This is a genomic window from Cupriavidus sp. 8B, assembly GCF_054589115.1.
The window spans coordinates 41,733-58,599 of the sequence record NZ_BAAILO010000036.1 but is presented as its reverse complement, the minus strand read 5'-3'; the positions used below and the strand labels follow the sequence as shown (position 1 = coordinate 58,599).

Here is a 16,867-nt window from a genome sequence, read left to right as displayed (position 1 = left end):
TCGCGCGGCTGACGGCCGCAGGCGTGACGCCTGCGGTATTGGCGGCCGCCGTGAAGCTGCCGGCCTCGGCGGCCAGGCAAAACAGCTCGATGCTGCCGAGCAGGATGTCGTCGAATTGCCGGTGCATATTCTTTACACGATGTAATAGGAAAAGTGCAGGAAACCCCGTTTTTTGCGTTCTACAGCAGCAATATAGTACCTCCACACCGGTGACGGCTTTGGAGTCCGACACCGGACCCTGAACCTGAACCTGGATCCATCGGAGGACCATCATGAGCAACACCCACAACACCCACAGCACCGACAACACCGTCATCATCACCGGCGCCACCAGCGGCATCGGCCTGGGCCTGGCCGAAGCCTTCCTCAAGGCGGGCTACAACGTCGTTGGCACCGGCCGTTCCACCGAGCGCCTGCAAGCCGCCGCTGAACAGCTGAATGCCGGCGAGCGCTTCCTGGGCGTCGCGGGCGACGTCGGCAAGCCCGAATCGGCGCGCCAGGTTTTCGCGCAGGCCATTGCCAAGTACGGCAAGGTCGACGTGCTGGTGAACAACGCGGGCATCTTCACGGCCAAGCCGTTCGTGCAGTTCACGCCGGACGAAGTGGAGGAGCAGATCTCCACCAACCTGAAGGGCGTGCTGTATCCGTCGCAGGAAGCGGCCAGGCACATGAGTGAACGCAAGCGCGGCAAGATCATCAACATCACCGCGTCCCTGGCGCTTCAGCCGCACGGCGGTGTGCCAGCGCTGCTGGCCGTGGCCCTCAAGGGCGGCATCAACCAGGCCACGCGCGCGCTGGCGCTGGAACTGGCGCCCCACGGCGTGACGGTCAACGCGGTCGCCCCGGGTGTCGTGGACACCCCGATGCATGCCGCCGAAACCCATGCGGCACTCGGCAGCCTGCACCCGCTGGGCCGCATCGCCAACATCGCCGAGATCAGCGACGCCGTGCTCTACCTGGCCAAGGCCGACTTTGTCTCCGGCACCGTGCTGCCGGTGGACGGCGGCTTCAGCGCAGGCCGCTGAAGCCGGCAGCCGCGGCCGGACGTGTGTCCTGCCGCGGCCCGGAATCCATTGCTCTCATCTCGAAACGTCAATCCATGCAGGAGGCCGCCATGCCTTTCGTCAGCATTCGCATTACCCGCGAGGGAACCACCGCCGAGCAGAAAGCCCAGGTCATCAAGGAAGTGACCGAGACCCTGGAGCGCGTGCTGCACAAACCGCCCGAATGGACGCACATCGCAATCGAAGAGGTGGATACCGACAACTGGGGTTTCGGGGGCCGGACGACCACCGAGATTCGCAAGCAGTCGAATGCCGCTTCAGCCCCCGGTGCGCAGGACAGCCGATAAACCGCCTTGGGCGGCGCCAGCCCCTACCTGGAGTCCGTGGAGTCTGCAATGAAGACCATCAAGAAGACCTTTCTCATCACCGGCGTCAGCGGCGGCCTGGGCCGCGCCTTTGCCGAGGCGGCGCTGGACGCCGGGCACCGCGTGGTCGGCACCGTGCGGCGCGAGGATGATCGCACCGCGTTCGAGGCCCTTCACAGCACGCGCGCCAAGGCCGTCATCCTGGATGTCAGCCGGCTGGATGACGTCGAGCCCGCCGTGCGCAGGATCGAACATGACTGGGGCCCGCTCGACGTGCTCGTCAACAACGCGGGCTACGGCCATGAGGGCATCCTGGAGGAGTCGCCGCTGACCGAGCTGGTCCGCCAGTTCGAGGTCAACGTGTTCGGCGCGGTGGCCATGATCAAGGCCGTGCTGCCAGCCATGCGCCAGCGGCGCCGTGGCCACATCGTCAATATCACGTCGATGGCCGGCTACGTGGGCTTGCCCGGCGTCGCTTATTACAACGGCAGCAAGTTCGCGCTCGAAGGCATCAGCGAAGCGCTGTCCAAGGAAGTCAGCGGCCTTGGCATCAAGGTCACGGCCGTCGCGCCGGGGTCCTTCCGCACCGAATGGGCAGGGCGCTCGATGGTCCGTTCCGGCCGCTCGATTGCCGACTACGACGCCGTGTTCGAGCCGGTGCGCCGGCGCCGGCAGGAATACAGCGGCCACCAGGCGGGGGATCCGGCCAAGGCGGCCCTCGCGCTCCTGCGCATTGTCGACGCTGAGGATCCGCCGACGCATCTGCTGCTCGGCGACGACGCCCGGCGGCTTGTCGAGGCGCGCCTCAGGGCCTTGGGCAGAGAGATCGGGGCTTGGGAATCCATCACGGGCTCAACCGACTTCGGGGGGTAGCCATGCAATCCGCAAAAATGAACCAGGCTGCCCACCAGGCCGCCCAATCGACGTCCGCCGCGCCTGGCCGGGCGAGCAACATCGGCTACGCCGCGCGCAACGAACACTACTGGCGGCGCAATCTTGCGGTCTGCGTGTTCGGCTCGTTCACAACGCTGGTCAGCCTGAGCATGCTGCTGCCGTTCCTGCCCGTGTACGTCAGGCAGCTTGGCGTCGAATCGCAGTCGGGCGTGATTCAATGGTCGGGCGTTGCGTTCGGCGCGACGTTTTTCGGCACGGCGCTGACCGCGCCGCTCTGGGGGCGGCTGGCCGATCGCTTCGGCCGCAAGCCGATGCTCATTCGGGCGGCGGTCGGGATGGCCGTGGTGATGTCGCTGATCGGCGTCGCCCACAATGTCTACGAGCTTGTCGCGCTGCGGCTGATCGCCGGCCTCGTGGGCGGCTTTGCGTCGGCGTCTACGGTGATGGTCGGCACCCAGGCGCCGCGCGAGCGCGCGGGTTGGGCGCTGGGCATCCTGTCGACCGGCGCGCTCGCCGGCAACCTCGTCGGGCCGCTGGTCGGCGGGCTGCTGCCGGAATGGATCGGCATCCGGGGCACGTTCTTCGCGGGCGGGGCGATGATCGCGGTCACCGCGCTGCTGACGATCTTTGTCGTCAAGGAGGACTTTCATCCGGCCAGCGACGCTAGGGGCCGCACGGCCAATCCGGCTGCGGGCGCGGTGCGCCGCACGAACTACGCTGTCGTGGCCGCGCTGCTGGTGACGGCAATGATGGTGTTGCTCGCCAACATGTCGATCGAGCCAATCATCACGGTCTATATCGGCAGCCTGGGCGTGGGCGCGGATCACCTGACCCGCATCGCGGGCGTGGTGATGGCGTGTTCGGCGCTCGGCAGCGTGCTGACGGCGGCGCGGCTCGGCGCATTGGCCGACCGCATCGGTAGCTGGAACGTGATCATCGGCTGCCTGGTTCTGACGGGGCTTGCGATGCTGCCGCAAGCGTTTGTCACGCACTGGTGGCAACTGGCCGCGCTGCGCATGCTGATGGGCATGACGCTCGCTGGCCTGCTGCCTGCGATCGGCAAGCTCACGAGACAATCGGTTGACGAACACGCGACGGGGCAGATGCTGGGGTATCTGCAATCGGCGCAGTTCAGCGGCCAGGTGATCGGGCCGGTGATCGGCGGTCAGATCGGCGTGAGCCTCGGCCTGCATTCGGTGTTCTTTGTCACGGGTGGGTTGCTGGTCGCCTGCGCCGGACTGGCCCAGTGGGCGCGTCGCCGCTGAGCACAAATGGCACGACGGGCAGGACGGGCAGGATGCACGGGCTCAGGATGGTCGGTGCGCCACCCAGGCAAGCAAGTAGCAGCAGAGGTATGATCGGGTCTGTTGGCGTGGCTGGGTTGCCCTTGATCAGGCACCGCGGACGTCGCCTGGGTGTGTCGCAAACATGCGTCGCAAACAAGCGTCGCAAACAAGCGAGTTTGTACCTCTTTGTGGCAGCGCGGCGCCCGGATACATTGCGATACACGCGGGGCCGAAGGCCCCCATACAATGGCGACGAAACTGACTGGCCGAACATTCCCAATCCTGCCGAGGTGAACCCGATGGAATCGCACGTCGACCATATCCTGATCGTCGATGACGACCGGGAAATCCGTGAACTCGTTTCGACCTATCTCACCAAGAACGGCTTGCGCGTGACGGTGGCGCCGGATGGCCGCCACATGCGCTCGTTCCTGGAGGCCAATACCGTCGACCTGATCGTGCTCGATCTGATGCTGCCGGGCGATGACGGCCTGGTGCTGTGCCGCGAATTGCGTGCCGGAAAGCACAAGGCCACGCCCGTGCTGATGCTGACCGCGCGCGACGATGAAACGGATCGCATCATCGGCCTCGAAATGGGCGCGGATGATTACGTCGCCAAGCCCTTTGCCGCGCGCGAGCTGCTGGCGCGCATCAAGGCCGTGCTCCGCCGCACCAGGATGCTGCCGCCCAATCTGCAGATCACCGAAGCAGGGCAGATGCTCGCGTTCGGTCACTGGCAATTGGATACCACCGCGCGCCACCTGATCGACAGCGACGGCACCATCGTCACGCTCAGCGGCGCGGAGTACCGGCTGCTGCGCGTGTTCGTCGACCATCCGCAGCGCGTGCTCAACCGCGATCAACTCCTCAACCTCACGCAGGGCCGCGAGGCGGACATGTTCGAGCGCTCCATCGACCTGCTGGTCAGCCGCCTGCGCCAGCGCCTGGGAGACGACGCACGCGAACCCAGCTACATCAAGACCGTGCGCAGCGAGGGCTACGTGCTTGCGATGCCGGTGGAGATCAAGGAGGCCCGCCAATGAGCACATTGAACGCAACGAGCACAACGAGCACAATGAGCACGCGCCTCTGGCCCTGGCCGCGCTCGCTGGGTTCGCGCCTGTTCCTGATCTTGCTTGCCGGGCTGGTGATCGCGCATGGTTTGTCGTTTGGCGTGCTGTTCTCCGAGAGATACATGACAGCGCACGAAGTCATGCTGGGCACGCTGGAAACCGACGTGGCCACCTCGATTGCCATCCTCGACCGCGTTCCCGCCGCCGAGCGTGCGCAATGGCTGCCGCGCGTGAATCGCGGCAACTATCAATACATATTGGGGCCGGGCTCGCCGGGCGTGCCCGAGATGACGCAACGCGGCAAGGATATTGCCGCGCGGATCACCCAAGCCAGCGAGGGCCGCTTTCCCGTCACGGTGGAGTCGATCCCGGGCGACGGCAAGCAGTTGCAGGCGCACCTGACGCTGAGCGACGGCAGCCCCCTGACCATCGACGTGCATCCGCGCATGATCCCGATCGCCCAGTGGCTGCCCTATGTGCTGGTGATCCAACTGTTGTTGCTGGTCGGGTGCTGCTGGTTCGCCGTACGCGTGTCGATCCGGCCGCTGGTGGCACTGGCCGATGCCGCTGATACGCTCAATCCCAACATAAAGACGCCGCCGCTGGCCGAAACAGGCCCCGCCGAGCTGACCCGCGCCGCGCGGGCATTCAATGCCATGCGCGAGCGCATCGCCCAGTTCATCGAGGAGCGCGTGCAGATCCTGGCGGCCATCTCGCACGATCTGCAGACGCCGATCACGCGCATGAAACTGCGCGCCGAGCTGGCAGAGGACTCCGAAGAGAAGCGCAAGATGGTGCAGGACCTGGCCGAGATCGAAAGGCTCGTGCAGGAAGGGCTGGCGTACGCGCGATCCACGCACGGCGATGGCGAGAAGCCATCGAGAATCGACCTCGGATCGTTCATCGAGAGCCTGGCCTACGACTATCAGGACATCGGCAAGGCAGTGACCATCCAGCAGAACATCGGCGGCGCCATCGTGACGCGCCCCCATGCGCTGCGCCGGATCCTGACCAACTTGATCGACAACGCGATCAAGTTCGGCGGCGCGGCGGAACTGCGCGTGGACCGCGAGCACGACACCGTGATCATCGAGGTGCTCGATCGCGGCACGGGCATCCCGCAAGACAAGCTCGAAGCCGTGCTGCAGCCGTTCGTCCGGCTCGAAAGCTCGCGCAGCCGCGAGACCGGCGGCTCCGGCCTGGGACTGGCGATTGCACATCAGCTTGCAGTGGCCATCGGCGGATCGCTCAAGCTGCGCAACCGCGAAGGGGGCGGGCTGGCAGCGATCGTCAGGCTAGGCTGACCAAAGGGGGAGGGGTAGAGGCCTCCCCGGTTGCTCGGCGGGGCCACGGTTTCAATGCGTCGCTGTCCACCTCGAAGCAGCCTGGCCACGCTCCGGCAACAAGCCTGACCAGGCAACCTGCGCTCAGAGGTGGTCTGCGTCAATCACGGCTCTGACAAAGTCCTGCGGCGCTTCCTGCGGCAAGTTGTGGCCAATGCCGCCTGTGATGAGCCGATGCTGATACTTGCCTGAAAATTTGCTGGCATAGGCACTCGGTTCCAGGTGCGGCGCGCCATTGGCGTCACCTTCCATCGTGATGGTTGGCACACCGATGCTCGGAAACGCAGCAAGCCGCTGTTCCAGATCGGCGTATCGGGATTCGCCCTCGGCAAGGCCGAGCCGCCAGCGGTAGTTGTGGATCACGATGCTCACGTGGTCCGGGTTGTCGAACGCCACGGCGCTGCGGTCGAACGTGCGGTCGTCGAAGTGCCATCTCGGCGAGGCGAGTTGCCAGATCAGCTTCGTGAACGCGTGCCGGTGCTGCTCATAGCCGACCCGCCCGCGCTCGGTGGCGAAATAGAACTGATACCACCATTGGAGTTCGGCCTGCGGCGCAAGCGGCTTTCGGTTGCCCTCGACACTGCCGATCAGATAGCCGCTGACGGAAACCAGCGCCTTGCAGCGCTCCGGCCAGAGCGCCGCCACGATGCATGCCGTGCGCGCGCCCCAATCGTAGCCGGCGAGGATCGCCTTGCCGATGCCCAGCGCGTCCATCAGGGCGAGGGTGTCGAGCGCAAGCGCCGCCTGCTCGCCATTGCGAACCGTCGCGTCGGAAACGAAGCGTGTACTGCCATAGCCACGTGCATACGGCACGATCACGCGGTACCCCGCCGCCGCCAGCGCCGGCGCGACGTCGACAAAGCTGTGAATGTCATACGGCCAGCCATGCAGGAGGATGACGGGGGGCCCATCGGCAGGACCTGCCTCGGCATAGCCGATATTGAGTTCGCCGGCAGTCACCTGCTTGATCGTCGTGAATTGGGTATGCGTACCCGGCTTTGCGGTCGGCAGGCGCGCTGCCGTCTTGCCGGATTCCGCGTGCGCCAGGTCATACAGGCCAAGTGGCGCTGCGGCCAGCGTGAGCGCGGCCGTGCCAAACAGGCGGCGCCGTTTTTGATTGATCGGTTCGGACATGGTTCTCTCCATTGGGAATGATGCCGATGGGAAGTATTGGCGACCGACGTATAGCGCCTGTTTCCCGAACCCTCTGATTTGAAACGTTGCGTATCCGGCAGGCAGCCGGATACAGAGCGATACAAAACCGCATCCCACAGCGCTGTCCTGCGCCGCGTCTGCGCCACTTGCCGTGGGATCTTTGTATGCGTCTGTATCACGCGGCAATCGGGATACGTAGCCAGACAGAACAGGCCGCGACGTGCTACGTGCCTGATACATCGACCGCCTTTAATACGTTCCGTGGCCCGATGCCGAGCACAAGCGAAGCGATCTCCGGCCGCGCAATTCTCAGCGCAAACCCATCTCAAGGAAAACATCATGACCCGCATCGAGAACGTCCTGTACACCGGCAAGGTCCACGTCACCGGCGGCCGCGAAGGCCAAGCCCATAGCAACGATGGCCGGCTGGATCTGAAGCTGGCCTCACCGGGCAGCAGCGGCGCCGGCACCAACCCCGAGCAGCTGTTTGCCGCAGGGTGGTCGGCTTGCTTTATCGGGGCAATGGGCCGCGCCGCCAACCAGATGAAGATCAAGCTGCCAGCGGACCTTGCAGTGGATACCGAGGTGGACCTCGGCACCACCGACGGCGCCTTTTTCCTGCAGGCCCGCCTGAACGTCAGCCTGCCGGGTCTCGACCGGGAAGTGGCGCAGGCGGTGGTTGAAGCGGCGCATCAGCTCTGCCCGTATTCGAAAGCCACCCGCGGCAACATCCACGTCGAACTGCATCTGGTCTGACCCGTGCCGCGATCCGCCCGATGCCGTCGGGCGGATCGCAAGCGTGCCAGCGCCGTTGGCACGGCTTCCCACTCCTTACGCATTTGCATTTGCATTTGAAGCATTTGAAATCATGCGCAAACTTCTACTGTCCGCCCTGGTTGCCGCTGGCATTGCCGCCATCTATGTCGTCGGAACGGGCGCGCCCGCCTTCAGCGCGCCCGTTGCGGATGGCAGCGCAGCGCCCGAGTTCGCTGGCATCGACCAATGGCTGAACTCGCCGCCGCTTTCGATGAAGGCGCTGCGCGGCAAGGTGGTGCTGGTCGATTTCTGGACGTACTCCTGCATCAACTGCATCCACACGTTGCCCTATGTGAAGCAGTGGCATGAGAAGTACAAGGACCAGGGGCTTGTCGTCGTGGGCGTGCACACTCCCGAATACCCGCTCGAGAAGTCCACCGCCAACGTACAGGCGGCGCTCAAGCGCTTCGATATCCGCTATCCGGTCGCGCAGGACAACAGCTACGCCACGTGGTCGGCGTTTCACAACCAGTATTGGCCTGCCACCTACTTGATCGATGCCGAGGGCCGCATCGTCTACCAGCACTTTGGGGAAGGGCGCTACGCCGAAACGGAAGCCGCCATCCGCAAGCTTCTGGCTGAACGCAAATAGATGGCCGATTCAAGTCCTGAAGGGGTACATCGACCGCTGCTGCGGCGTGTCGCCGCACGTTGGCGTTGCTCGGGATTCAGCAACTTACCGAGACAGGGTGATCAGTGCCCGTTCGCACGCAAGGGTGTGTTCTGCCTTGTAGCCGTCGGCGGTTGCCGGTTTGGAGAAGGCCATGAGGTCAGATTTTCAGGATGTCCGAGCGGAGTTGCGAAGCGAGTTCCTTGTTGCGGCCACGGCCGGCGCCGGTCTGCCGGCGCCCGCAGTGGCAGCTGCACCCACGGCGCTCCGCCCGTTCCGCCTCCTGTGCGCGAAGACTGTTCCGGGCAACCCAGATGAAGAAGGCCGCGATGGGCACGCCCACGGCCAAAACGGCTAGGCCGATCGTCATAGCGATGCTCCCAGACTACAGTGTGAGATATAGGGATATAACTCCTGCCTGACCGCGTGGACGCGGCTCGACAGAAACAGTGGAGGTGCCAGGCTGAATTCAAAGCGCAGCACCTGGTTGCGGATCCGGCGCCAATGGCACGGCAGCGCGCCTCTACCCTGCCAGTAGGCGGTACAGGCGGCCACGCACTGTACGGCTGCCTGGTAGTGGGCCAGCTGGCCCTCCTGGTATTGCAGGTAGGCCGCCACCAGCCCCTGCAGTTGCAGCGCGGCAGCCTGCTGGGGAGCCGGAAGGCGAAACGGCCGCTGCGCCAGGGTGGCGCCTAGGGCGTGGTACGGCGCGGCCGTCCGGGCGAGATCGCCGGCGTGGCGTGCCGTTTGCCAGAGGACAAACATGCCGCTCATGGTGAGAGTGTGCTCCGGTTCGGCGCCGGCAAGGATGCCGGCGCCAGAATTTCGATGGGCAGATTCAACAACCATCGTCTCCAGCATGGGGCAACAGCGAGTTTTGCCTCGATCGGTGTGTGTATCCCCACCGGCCCAGGCCTCGCGGGCCGCGACGCAGGTGTGGAGAACAGATGAACCTCAGTACTGCGCTTGCACCCGGTCCACTACGTGGTCCAACTGCTGCTTCAGCAGAGCCAGCAAGGCATGCAGGCCGCAATTGCCGGCGTGCTCGCCGGCCTGCAGCTCTAGCAGGACCAGGAGAGACTCAAGGCCTGCGCTGACGCGCAACAGTTCGTGGCAGCTTTGGTGGATGGCGGCTGCGGGGTCCGTCTCAGGTGCGTGCTGTAGCATCAGCGACTCCATCAGTGGCAGCGTGTCGGAGGCATCCGGAGCGATGCGCACGGGTAGCGATATCGCGAAATCTGACGAGCGTGTTCAGAGGCCTTGTTCACGTGAAAGCGTGGCTCACTTGGGTAATATCGTCCGTGGTCTTATCGTCATCATAGACCGAGCATGGCGAGATGCCAATAGCTTCCCCAAGGCACGGTGGTGCCATCCCTCTTGTTCAACTGGGCAACGCGATCCGCGAAGTCCGACTCAGGCAAGACCTGTCCCAGGAAGAGCTTGCCCATCGGGCTGGCATCGACCGCTCATACATGAGTTCGGTTGAGCGGGGAGGGCAGAACCTGGGGGTGATGCATCTCTTGAGGATTGCGACTGCGCTTGAGGTTACGGTTGCGGAGTTGATGGCGGTTGCGAAGCTCTGAGCATCAAGGATGTTGGGATTCCCCGCGTGAAAGCTGGTGGCGACGTCGGCCAAGCTAATCAAGGGCATGATCTGCGCGTCGACGCCAGCGCCAATGGTCAACGCGCTGAAGCCAGCGCCCATGTCGGCATTCAGGTCAAGGGTGGTCTTGCGTGACATTGCATCGTCTCCTTTGCGCGGCGTTGCGCTTCAATTGCACAGGCGGACTCCCACCGGCCATGGCCCAGGGGCCGCGACGCCGGTGTGGATAGCGGGCGAACTCTCGCGAGCTTCAGTACTGCGCCTGCACGCGGTTCACTGCCTGGTCCAGTTGCTGTTTTAGCGGAGCAAGCAAGGCATGCAAGCCACTATTGCCTGCGTGGTCACCGGCCTGCAGTTCCAGCAGAATCAGGAGAGACTCCAGGCCTGCGCTGATGCGCAGCAGTTCGTCGCAGCTTTGCTGGATGGCTTCGTGGCTCCGTTCGGCGTCCGGGGTGGGTTCGATTTCAAGCAATGCGGGCTCGGCGATCGGCTTGTCTTCCATGGTGGCTTCCCTTGCTTCGGCGGCGGTGCGTGGGCGGCGTTGGCGTGCGGTCATGGGTGGCTCCTGGTTGCCTTAAGTCATCGAAAGCGTCCGGAAATGCAGTACGTCGTCAGACGGCAACCGGCGCGCGCAAGGCAAATAGCGTTGCCGCATAGGCCATAATGCGAATGGCTGTGCCTCTGACACCCGCCCGCGAACGCTCGCGCCGGCGGGCTCGATTGCTATTTGAGAACGCAAAAGGCCCTCACCTCGACAAGTTTTTTGTCGAGTTTTCAGTTTGGCTACGCGAGTCCCGCTCGCGGTAGCCGGGTACTAGAGAAACAAACAGGTCCTCGGCAACTGCTCTCGGTGCCAAGGACTTGTACGGAAGAGCCCAAGCTAGGCGCGGCCTACGGGCCTCGCCTAAGGAACCGATCACAAACATGAATTTAGACGACGAGAATAATTTATGCCAATAGATATACGTCATCGCGTCGTCGAGTTGATAGATTTTGTGACGGATAGCCATCGTAGGTTCAAGCACATGGAAGACCTGACTGGCATCAAGGCCGCCAGTTGGAAGAACACCTACCACCAGGATCAGCGTGTCGTTCAGGAAATGATCGAGGCCATCGGGAAGGTTTGGCCGCAGTATGGGTACTGGCTCGTCACTGGGAAGACGGATGAGGAGCATGGGCATACTTCGCCGATCCGGGATCGAATTGCGCGGGATTTGGAGAAGGTTAGAGCGGAGGAGGGATAGGGGTCCACTAAGGACCTTCGTCGGGCTTCGATCTCCGATTCAAGGAAAATGGCCGAGACCAACCCCACTCGCGTCGATCTAGTCGGGAAGCTGGAAAAGCTGGTCGCCGAATACAACGCCGGCTCTATCGACGCGGAAAAATTCTTCGAGGCGCTGAAGGAGTTCGTCGCCGGTCTCTCCGAGGAAGAGCAGCGAGCCACCCGCGAAGGGCTGACTGAGGAGGAGCTGGCGATTTTCGACCTGCTTACCACCCCGAAGCCAAAGCTGACCAAGGCCGAGGAGACTCAGGTAAAACGCGTGGCGAAGGCGCTGTTAGCCAAGCTCCACGAGCTAGTGGACGGGGTGGATTGGTTGCGCGGTCAGGAAACGCGCGGCGCGGTGTGGTCGGAAATCCGGCTCCGGCTAAACGAATTGCCGCAGGAACCCTATCCGGATACGCTGTGGAACGCAAAGGTCGGCCAGGTGTGGGATTTCGTGACGCGGCGCTATGCCGGCGAAGGCGCGCGTATTCACTGATGCTGGCTCGGATAGCGGTTTGGTGTTCATGCAACGTGTGCTGCATGCGGCCAGAAAATGGCCGTCACGGGATCACTTCACAATATCAAACGAAATAGGATGGAGCACATCTTCCATCGGCCGTTCGCCGCCGCGCAGTTGGACCCGATCGTTTTGGCAACCCGATTAAGCCGAAGAAGTCGTTTCTGGTGCCGTTGCAGGTGACCGACAAATCCGTGCAGGGGATTCCGCCCGCTGGCCGCTTCTGGCCGGCCTATGCCGCCTGCCCACTGCCAGGCCCGGCCGTTGGGCTAGTCCCTGAACTATCCGTCCCCCTCCAACCAATCTCGTTACCGTGAAAGCTGGATAGCACGGGCATGCGCATTCCCACTCGCGTAGCCCCGCGAGTGAAACCATCGCCAGGCCCGACCCCTCGTTGTAGCGATCTCTACGTGGTACGACACGTAGATGGGGAGAAGTCAGAACTGAGCGTGCCGACGTATTTGGGCGATTGTCGGTCCTATCGCCCTCAATTCGCTGGGAAACACGCAGTAGGACCGTCACAGCATCAGTTAATCCGACCCGGTATAGCTCCTAGACTGCGGTTCAGGTGCACCCTGGGTCGGATCCCAAACTTCATCAAATATGCCGTTGTTGCCAGACCGCTGCGCGGCAGAACTCTTCATGCCCCCTTGATTCCAATTGACCGCACTAGTGCGTGAGAGGTACCGAGTTTGCCACCGGGCGATCTGGCCTTGATAGATCCAACAAACCTGAATCTTCAAATTCGGAGGCTCGCCGCACTCGCGCGACCAAGGCAATCAGAACTTTCGTGGAAACCACAATATTCGGTGAATATGAGCTAAGACGGTCCAACTCCTCCTCAATCTTAAGCAGCTGAGCAATGAGTCGGCGCTGCTCCTCCAAGAAATTAATATCTTCCACTTTTAGTGGAAGTTTTTCATTTGGAAGCGAGGAGAGATTACTCTTTTTAAGCTGATTTGAGCCAAGAAGAGTATTTATCTTTTTTTCCGCTAGCAAGATAGTCGCCTGCGAGGACAAGTAGTTTTTAATAACTCCAGCAATACTGTCCCCAACAGAACGAAGCGCCTCTATTCGGATTTCCCCAGGAGACGCATACTTAATATGCTTGATCTCCAAATCGTGCAGCGACGGCACCGACCCTTGAAGCGCCTCAAATAAATTGACCCTACTATAACCCCCACGCCAAGGAGCGGACAAATATCGCTTAATACGCTCACCGATATTCGTCACAAAGCGAGGTTTAGTGCAGTAAAAAAAAGCATAAAGCTGCGAATAGACCTTAGAGAATTTGTCTAGATCGGATACAAACCAACGACCATCAATCGGCACATCAAATGGTGTCGGATTTAGTTCCCGCGCTAGAGAAATATCAGGTGCGAGGCTCTCATCGAAGAAGGAATCAGGCTCTGGCAAATACGCTGTGAGCGGATGCAGATCATCAACCGTCTTCAAGGTGCGGTAGACGCTAAATCCCTGACTATCTCCATTTTCGTCAAAATTCTCTTTCGCAGTCTTATCCAGAATCAAGATATTCGAAGAGCACCGAAGTACGTCAATCAGCGCCTCTCGTTTTTCGAAGTAACCGATTAGCGCAGCTCGAGTGACCGAAAACACTAGCCAGCGTTCGGAGGTTTCGCCATCCGTATCGCACCACAAATACAACCAATTCTGCTTCGCATCGCGAAACAGCGAAAGAATTGGCCCCTCAAGATAAAGAAGATCGCAGATATAGCTATGGTGATCAATTATAGAAATATTCGCCCGAGAGGCAGTCAGCTTCATCACAAGTCGATCCTCCTATGATTCCTGACTGCTGCTGTAGCGTTAAAAGTCACCCGCTCGAAGAAATCGAAATGGCCAGTATTGCTGGGCTCCCCGCACAACCCGTCGGCCGCGGTTATCGCCAGCTCCACGAAATGATCGCCGAGGCGCTTGAGCAGCATGGGGGCCGACTTTTTTGCCGCGCGCACCTTGCCGGCTAGATTTTCTTCGGACGTAAACATCGACAATGCATACCCGGAGCAGCATTGAGTGATTGGCTGCTTATCGTTAAGTATGCGGTCTGGTTGCAGGAGCGCGACGGGTAGAAAATTTCTCTTATTGCTTAAATCTTGGAAGACAAAGCGATATCCAACTGTACTCAACGGCTGCACGGCCATCGGCGGACAAATCGCAATCTCTTGGATCTCTTTCGCATAGCGCAATGGTTGCATCAGCGGATGGCCCGTTACGTTATTCGCGGCCAGAGGCAGCGTCGACTGGGCCGAAAGCGCACCACTTTGGTGCGGAACCGCATCCACGGCGGCAGGGAAAGGAGGAGTCTGCGTCATTTTTTGTAACTTATACAGCACTCATAACCAAATAAGCCAGCTCTCGGCTGACGGCCGGCTGCAGTGTACGCGTGTATTAGATCTTGTCATACCCCACCTTAGTGAGAGCAGCGTTGCCCGCTGGAGAGAGCGCACCGGGAGCGGCGAGACACAATTCGTCGACAAAATGACAAAATGTGCTCGCCATAAGACCCGTGCTTGATCTTGTATAGCGGCGGCCGGGCGATATACAGGTGGCCGCGCTCGATGATATCGGGCATCTGGCTACAGAAGAGCGTGAGCAGTAGCGTGCGAATGTGGGAGCCGTCCACGTCCGCGTCGGTCCTGATGATGATGCGGTGGTAGCGCAGCTTTTCCAGGTTGTAGTCGTCCTTGCCGATGCCGAACTCGGCGTATCTCGCTGGAGCCCCCCAAAGAGGGAGGCTAAATCACGCCATGGCAGATGGGCGTTTTCATCAATCACCCACCACGGCAGGCCGACTCGATGACACCCCAAGAAGTTCTAGTAGGCGCCCCATACAACAGCCCTTGGCTTGTAGCGTATTGCTCAATCCTGGATGGAGAGAAGTCACCAAGCCACTGAGGCTCGCCTAGCCAGCGGAGGTGTACACACCAATACTCTCCACGCGGCTCCGGGTAGCCCATTGCAATCATGCCGGCCAACGATATTTCTTCTGCACCAGACACGATCCGAGCGAGTCCAATCTGCTGCGTGGAGGGACAATAGAGAAGCAGAAGTTGGCTGTGGAGTAGATCTGCACCAGCCTGGACTCCACCACTTCTGCCTTCCGCCCGAACATTGTAGGCCTTACGTTGTTGGATCCAGCGCCAATGCTCGCGGCTCTTCACAAATCCTAAAAGCACACTGGTCTCGGGTGGCGGCGTGGCGAGCAAGGCGGTAGATTGGCTGGATAGCGGCTCACCATAAGCCTCCTCGAGCCAGTATCGCCCCCGCTCATGCATGGTCAGACGGGTTGCCACGTGATCGAGCACTTCACTAATAAACCGTCGCAATGCCGGTGCACCACTGGCAATTCCAATATCAGCTGGCCGAAGCACAAAAGCACCGAGCCCTGGCAGGAGCTCATGGTATTCGAGATACTGACTGCTATTCTCCTCGCCCTCGCCGCCCGGATAGAGCACATAGGCCCCTGCGGTCCGTCGGATAGCATCGCGATAAGCGTGCATCTTGAGGAGGTCCGCGCGCAAAGCCCCCCCGCGCACTAGACTGACGGGCCCCTGTTGCAGGCTCGCATCCTCTTCCACGTCGTCCCCGGCGCCAAAGATCTCTTTGAGAAACTCGACCCGATACTTAGCGTCGAAATGAAGAGCGATCGGCTCGAAAGTGGCTGGCTCACCTTCTGCCGGGCTAATCACCAGGGAGTAGTCAGGGCGCATTGGCCTTGTCCACGAGGCTACACGTCCTGAGCCGGCGCGATAGGTTCGATTAAAGCAGAGCTCCACCACCATGCGTCGCCCAAAGCGCTCTACCTCTCCCTTGAGAACGGTTTCAACACCCGACTGAATCCCCACGGTAAGACCATCTTTACGCGACTGCACCAATGGCGTCATGTCAAATGTCTGTCCGACCAAATCGGCGACGACCTGCGCTAACTGAATGAATGCCCAATATTCGTAAAGCGTGGCGACATCTCGTAACCCCGCGCCATAGTCCTCGGACGAATCATGCCAGGATAGGCGGGACGCAAACTCAAGCTCGACATAGGCCTTAAAGATGTCCCTATAACCCTCGCGCTTTTGCAGGACCTGATCATCAGCTGGAAATCGCACCATCTTGCCTACCTCAGCAAACAGATCATGGTGCAAGACCTCTTCCAGCTGTGTCATAACAGCGGCAATCTCGCGGCGGCCGCGAGTGGTTGCCGGCGTCGGCTGCCCCTTCGCGAGACCTCGATCGATGTCGCCAAGAATCTGAGACCAATGCTCAAGGGCAAACTTCACGAAGCGATTGGGCGTTGTGTCGTGTGTCGCCTCGGTTAGCCGGCGCTCAAGCCGTGAAGGCACAGAGGGAATGGCGCCGTCCAGCCATGCGGATCGCTGCCCGCCCTTGGCGAGCTGACGTAGGACGTACGAGTCCCCGCGCATTCCAATGCCGGGCCGAACAATATCGCTGGTCACTTCCCAAGCCGTGTGAGGCCGACGAAGAACCTCTCGGATAGCCCCTTGAAAGCTCTCGCTCTCAAACAGTGCTCGCAAGAACGTGAAGCGCTGATAGAGAGTTACCGCGTCGCGCGTATCATCCTGCTCGAAGCGAGCGTCGCTGACCGCAAAGCGGTCCATCACTAGCTCCGTCATACGCTCAGCGATGTCGCGAAGCATCCAACGGTACTCAGAGAGGTAAGTGAGCTTTCGGGATCGTACCTCGATCTCCTGCTGCCCCAGCACGACAGGACCGTCGCGGAGCACCACGCGAACAGTACCGGTCGATAATCCAGGTCGGAGGCGACCTGACAGCCCTTCGAGAGTGTCCGGCTGAAAGATCTCCTCAGGGTCTGCGGTGATGCTACCTATCCCGGGCGCCAGCTTCTCCCATGTGTATCGGTACTCCATTCCCTCCAGCAGCTCCATGGAGCCGACAGCCTC

20 protein-coding genes and 2 pseudogenes are annotated in these 16,867 nt (G+C 61.3%); 10 read left to right on the top strand and 12 right to left on the bottom strand.

The window, feature by feature from the left end; translation table 11 throughout:
• Positions 1–127: helix-turn-helix domain-containing protein (locus ACYP5B_RS03485; RefSeq protein WP_459568600.1), on the bottom strand; the 127-nt coding region annotated here is incomplete at its 3' end.
• A gap of 145 nt (positions 128–272) precedes the next feature.
• Between ACYP5B_RS03485 and ACYP5B_RS03480 the strand changes: the two genes are divergently transcribed.
• From ACYP5B_RS03480 to ACYP5B_RS03455, 6 genes are all read left to right on the top strand, one after another.
• On the top strand, positions 273–1,025 hold the full coding sequence (locus ACYP5B_RS03480) for an SDR family NAD(P)-dependent oxidoreductase (protein ID WP_400095106.1): 753 nt from the start codon (positions 273–275) through the stop codon (positions 1,023–1,025).
• An 89-nt stretch (positions 1,026–1,114) separates the two neighbouring features.
• Positions 1,115–1,351, top strand: a complete 237-nt coding sequence (locus ACYP5B_RS03475) for a tautomerase family protein (RefSeq protein ID WP_267604920.1) — start codon at positions 1,115–1,117, stop codon at positions 1,349–1,351.
• Between the two features lie 48 nt (positions 1,352–1,399).
• Entirely contained in the window at positions 1,400–2,242 is an 843-nt protein-coding gene (locus ACYP5B_RS03470) for an oxidoreductase (protein WP_459568548.1), read from the top strand.
• 2 nt (positions 2,243–2,244) lie between these two features.
• Positions 2,245–3,528 carry an MFS transporter gene (locus ACYP5B_RS03465; RefSeq protein WP_459568547.1) on the top strand — a complete coding sequence of 428 codons (1,284 nt, stop codon included), beginning with the start codon at positions 2,245–2,247 and terminating at the stop codon, positions 3,526–3,528.
• A gap of 320 nt (positions 3,529–3,848) precedes the next feature.
• Positions 3,849–4,592, top strand: a complete 744-nt coding sequence (locus tag ACYP5B_RS03460) for a response regulator (RefSeq protein ID WP_318231319.1) — start codon at positions 3,849–3,851, stop codon at positions 4,590–4,592.
• 32 nt (positions 4,593–4,624) lie between these two features.
• Entirely contained in the window at positions 4,625–5,926 is a 1,302-nt protein-coding gene (locus ACYP5B_RS03455) for a sensor histidine kinase (RefSeq protein WP_318231320.1), read from the top strand.
• A gap of 123 nt (positions 5,927–6,049) precedes the next feature.
• On the opposite strand, the gene ACYP5B_RS03450 is transcribed toward ACYP5B_RS03455, so the two are convergent.
• Entirely contained in the window at positions 6,050–7,099 is a 1,050-nt protein-coding gene (locus ACYP5B_RS03450) for an alpha/beta hydrolase (RefSeq protein ID WP_459568599.1), read from the bottom strand.
• 360 nt (positions 7,100–7,459) lie between these two features.
• Here ACYP5B_RS03450 and ACYP5B_RS03445 point away from each other — a divergent pair, with 360 nt between their 5' ends.
• Both ACYP5B_RS03445 and ACYP5B_RS03440 read left to right on the top strand, forming a co-directional pair.
• Positions 7,460–7,876 carry an organic hydroperoxide resistance protein gene (locus tag ACYP5B_RS03445; protein ID WP_459568546.1) on the top strand — a complete coding sequence of 139 codons (417 nt, stop codon included), beginning with the start codon at positions 7,460–7,462 and terminating at the stop codon, positions 7,874–7,876.
• Positions 7,877–7,988: 112 nt separating this feature from the next.
• Positions 7,989–8,528 carry a thioredoxin family protein gene (locus ACYP5B_RS03440; RefSeq protein WP_459568545.1) on the top strand — a complete coding sequence of 180 codons (540 nt, stop codon included), beginning with the start codon at positions 7,989–7,991 and terminating at the stop codon, positions 8,526–8,528.
• A 178-nt stretch (positions 8,529–8,706) separates the two neighbouring features.
• On the opposite strand, the gene ACYP5B_RS03435 is transcribed toward ACYP5B_RS03440, so the two are convergent.
• The 3 genes from ACYP5B_RS03435 to ACYP5B_RS03425 form a co-directional block, all read right to left on the bottom strand.
• Entirely contained in the window at positions 8,707–8,916 is a 210-nt protein-coding gene (locus ACYP5B_RS03435) for a hypothetical protein (RefSeq protein WP_459568544.1), read from the bottom strand.
• On the bottom strand, positions 8,913–9,395 hold the full coding sequence (locus ACYP5B_RS03430) for a hypothetical protein (protein ID WP_459568543.1): 483 nt from the start codon (positions 9,393–9,395) through the stop codon (positions 8,913–8,915). The genes ACYP5B_RS03435 and ACYP5B_RS03430 overlap by 4 nt, the downstream gene beginning before the upstream one ends.
• A 105-nt stretch (positions 9,396–9,500) precedes the next feature.
• Positions 9,501–9,713 (bottom strand): DUF1484 family protein, encoded by a 213-nt coding sequence (locus ACYP5B_RS03425; protein ID WP_459568542.1) that lies wholly within the window; start codon positions 9,711–9,713, stop codon positions 9,501–9,503.
• Between the two features lie 170 nt (positions 9,714–9,883).
• Between ACYP5B_RS03425 and ACYP5B_RS03420 the strand changes: the two genes are divergently transcribed.
• Positions 9,884–10,129 (top strand): helix-turn-helix domain-containing protein, encoded by a 246-nt coding sequence (locus tag ACYP5B_RS03420; protein ID WP_459568598.1) that lies wholly within the window; start codon positions 9,884–9,886, stop codon positions 10,127–10,129.
• A 5-nt stretch (positions 10,130–10,134) separates the two neighbouring features.
• Here the strand turns inward: ACYP5B_RS03420 and ACYP5B_RS03415 are convergent.
• The 3 genes and pseudogenes from ACYP5B_RS03415 to ACYP5B_RS03405 form a co-directional block, all read right to left on the bottom strand.
• Positions 10,135–10,287 (bottom strand): annotated as a pseudogene (locus ACYP5B_RS03415) (LamB/YcsF family protein); the annotation flags it as partial.
• Between the two features lie 112 nt (positions 10,288–10,399).
• On the bottom strand, positions 10,400–10,705 hold the full coding sequence (locus tag ACYP5B_RS03410) for a DUF1484 family protein (protein WP_459568541.1): 306 nt from the start codon (positions 10,703–10,705) through the stop codon (positions 10,400–10,402).
• Positions 10,706–10,895: 190 nt separating this feature from the next.
• A complete protein-coding gene (locus ACYP5B_RS03405) occupies positions 10,896–11,324 on the bottom strand; it encodes a hypothetical protein (RefSeq protein WP_459568540.1) in 429 nt (142 codons plus the stop codon).
• Between the two features lie 99 nt (positions 11,325–11,423).
• Here ACYP5B_RS03405 and ACYP5B_RS03400 point away from each other — a divergent pair, with 99 nt between their 5' ends.
• Complete coding sequence (locus ACYP5B_RS03400) at positions 11,424–11,909, top strand: type I restriction enzyme endonuclease domain-containing protein (protein WP_459568597.1); 486 nt, start codon at positions 11,424–11,426, stop codon at positions 11,907–11,909.
• 690 nt (positions 11,910–12,599) lie between these two features.
• On the opposite strand, the gene ACYP5B_RS03395 is transcribed toward ACYP5B_RS03400, so the two are convergent.
• The 4 genes and pseudogenes from ACYP5B_RS03395 to ACYP5B_RS03380 form a co-directional block, all read right to left on the bottom strand.
• On the bottom strand, positions 12,600–13,715 hold the full coding sequence (locus ACYP5B_RS03395; RefSeq protein ID WP_459568539.1) for a hypothetical protein: 1,116 nt from the start codon (positions 13,713–13,715) through the stop codon (positions 12,600–12,602).
• Positions 13,715–14,263: a hypothetical protein gene (locus tag ACYP5B_RS03390; protein ID WP_459568538.1), complete on the bottom strand. Its 549-nt coding sequence runs from the start codon at positions 14,261–14,263 to the stop codon at positions 13,715–13,717. Before ACYP5B_RS03390 ends, ACYP5B_RS03395 begins: the two co-directional genes overlap by 1 nt.
• 173 nt (positions 14,264–14,436) lie before the next feature.
• Positions 14,437–14,646: pseudogene (locus ACYP5B_RS03385) on the bottom strand (toprim domain-containing protein); the annotation flags it as partial.
• 76 nt (positions 14,647–14,722) lie between these two features.
• Positions 14,723–16,852, bottom strand: coding sequence for a DUF2357 domain-containing protein (locus tag ACYP5B_RS03380; RefSeq protein ID WP_459568537.1), 2,130 nt, complete (start codon positions 16,850–16,852; stop codon positions 14,723–14,725).
• Between the last annotated feature and the right edge of the window lie 15 nt (positions 16,853–16,867).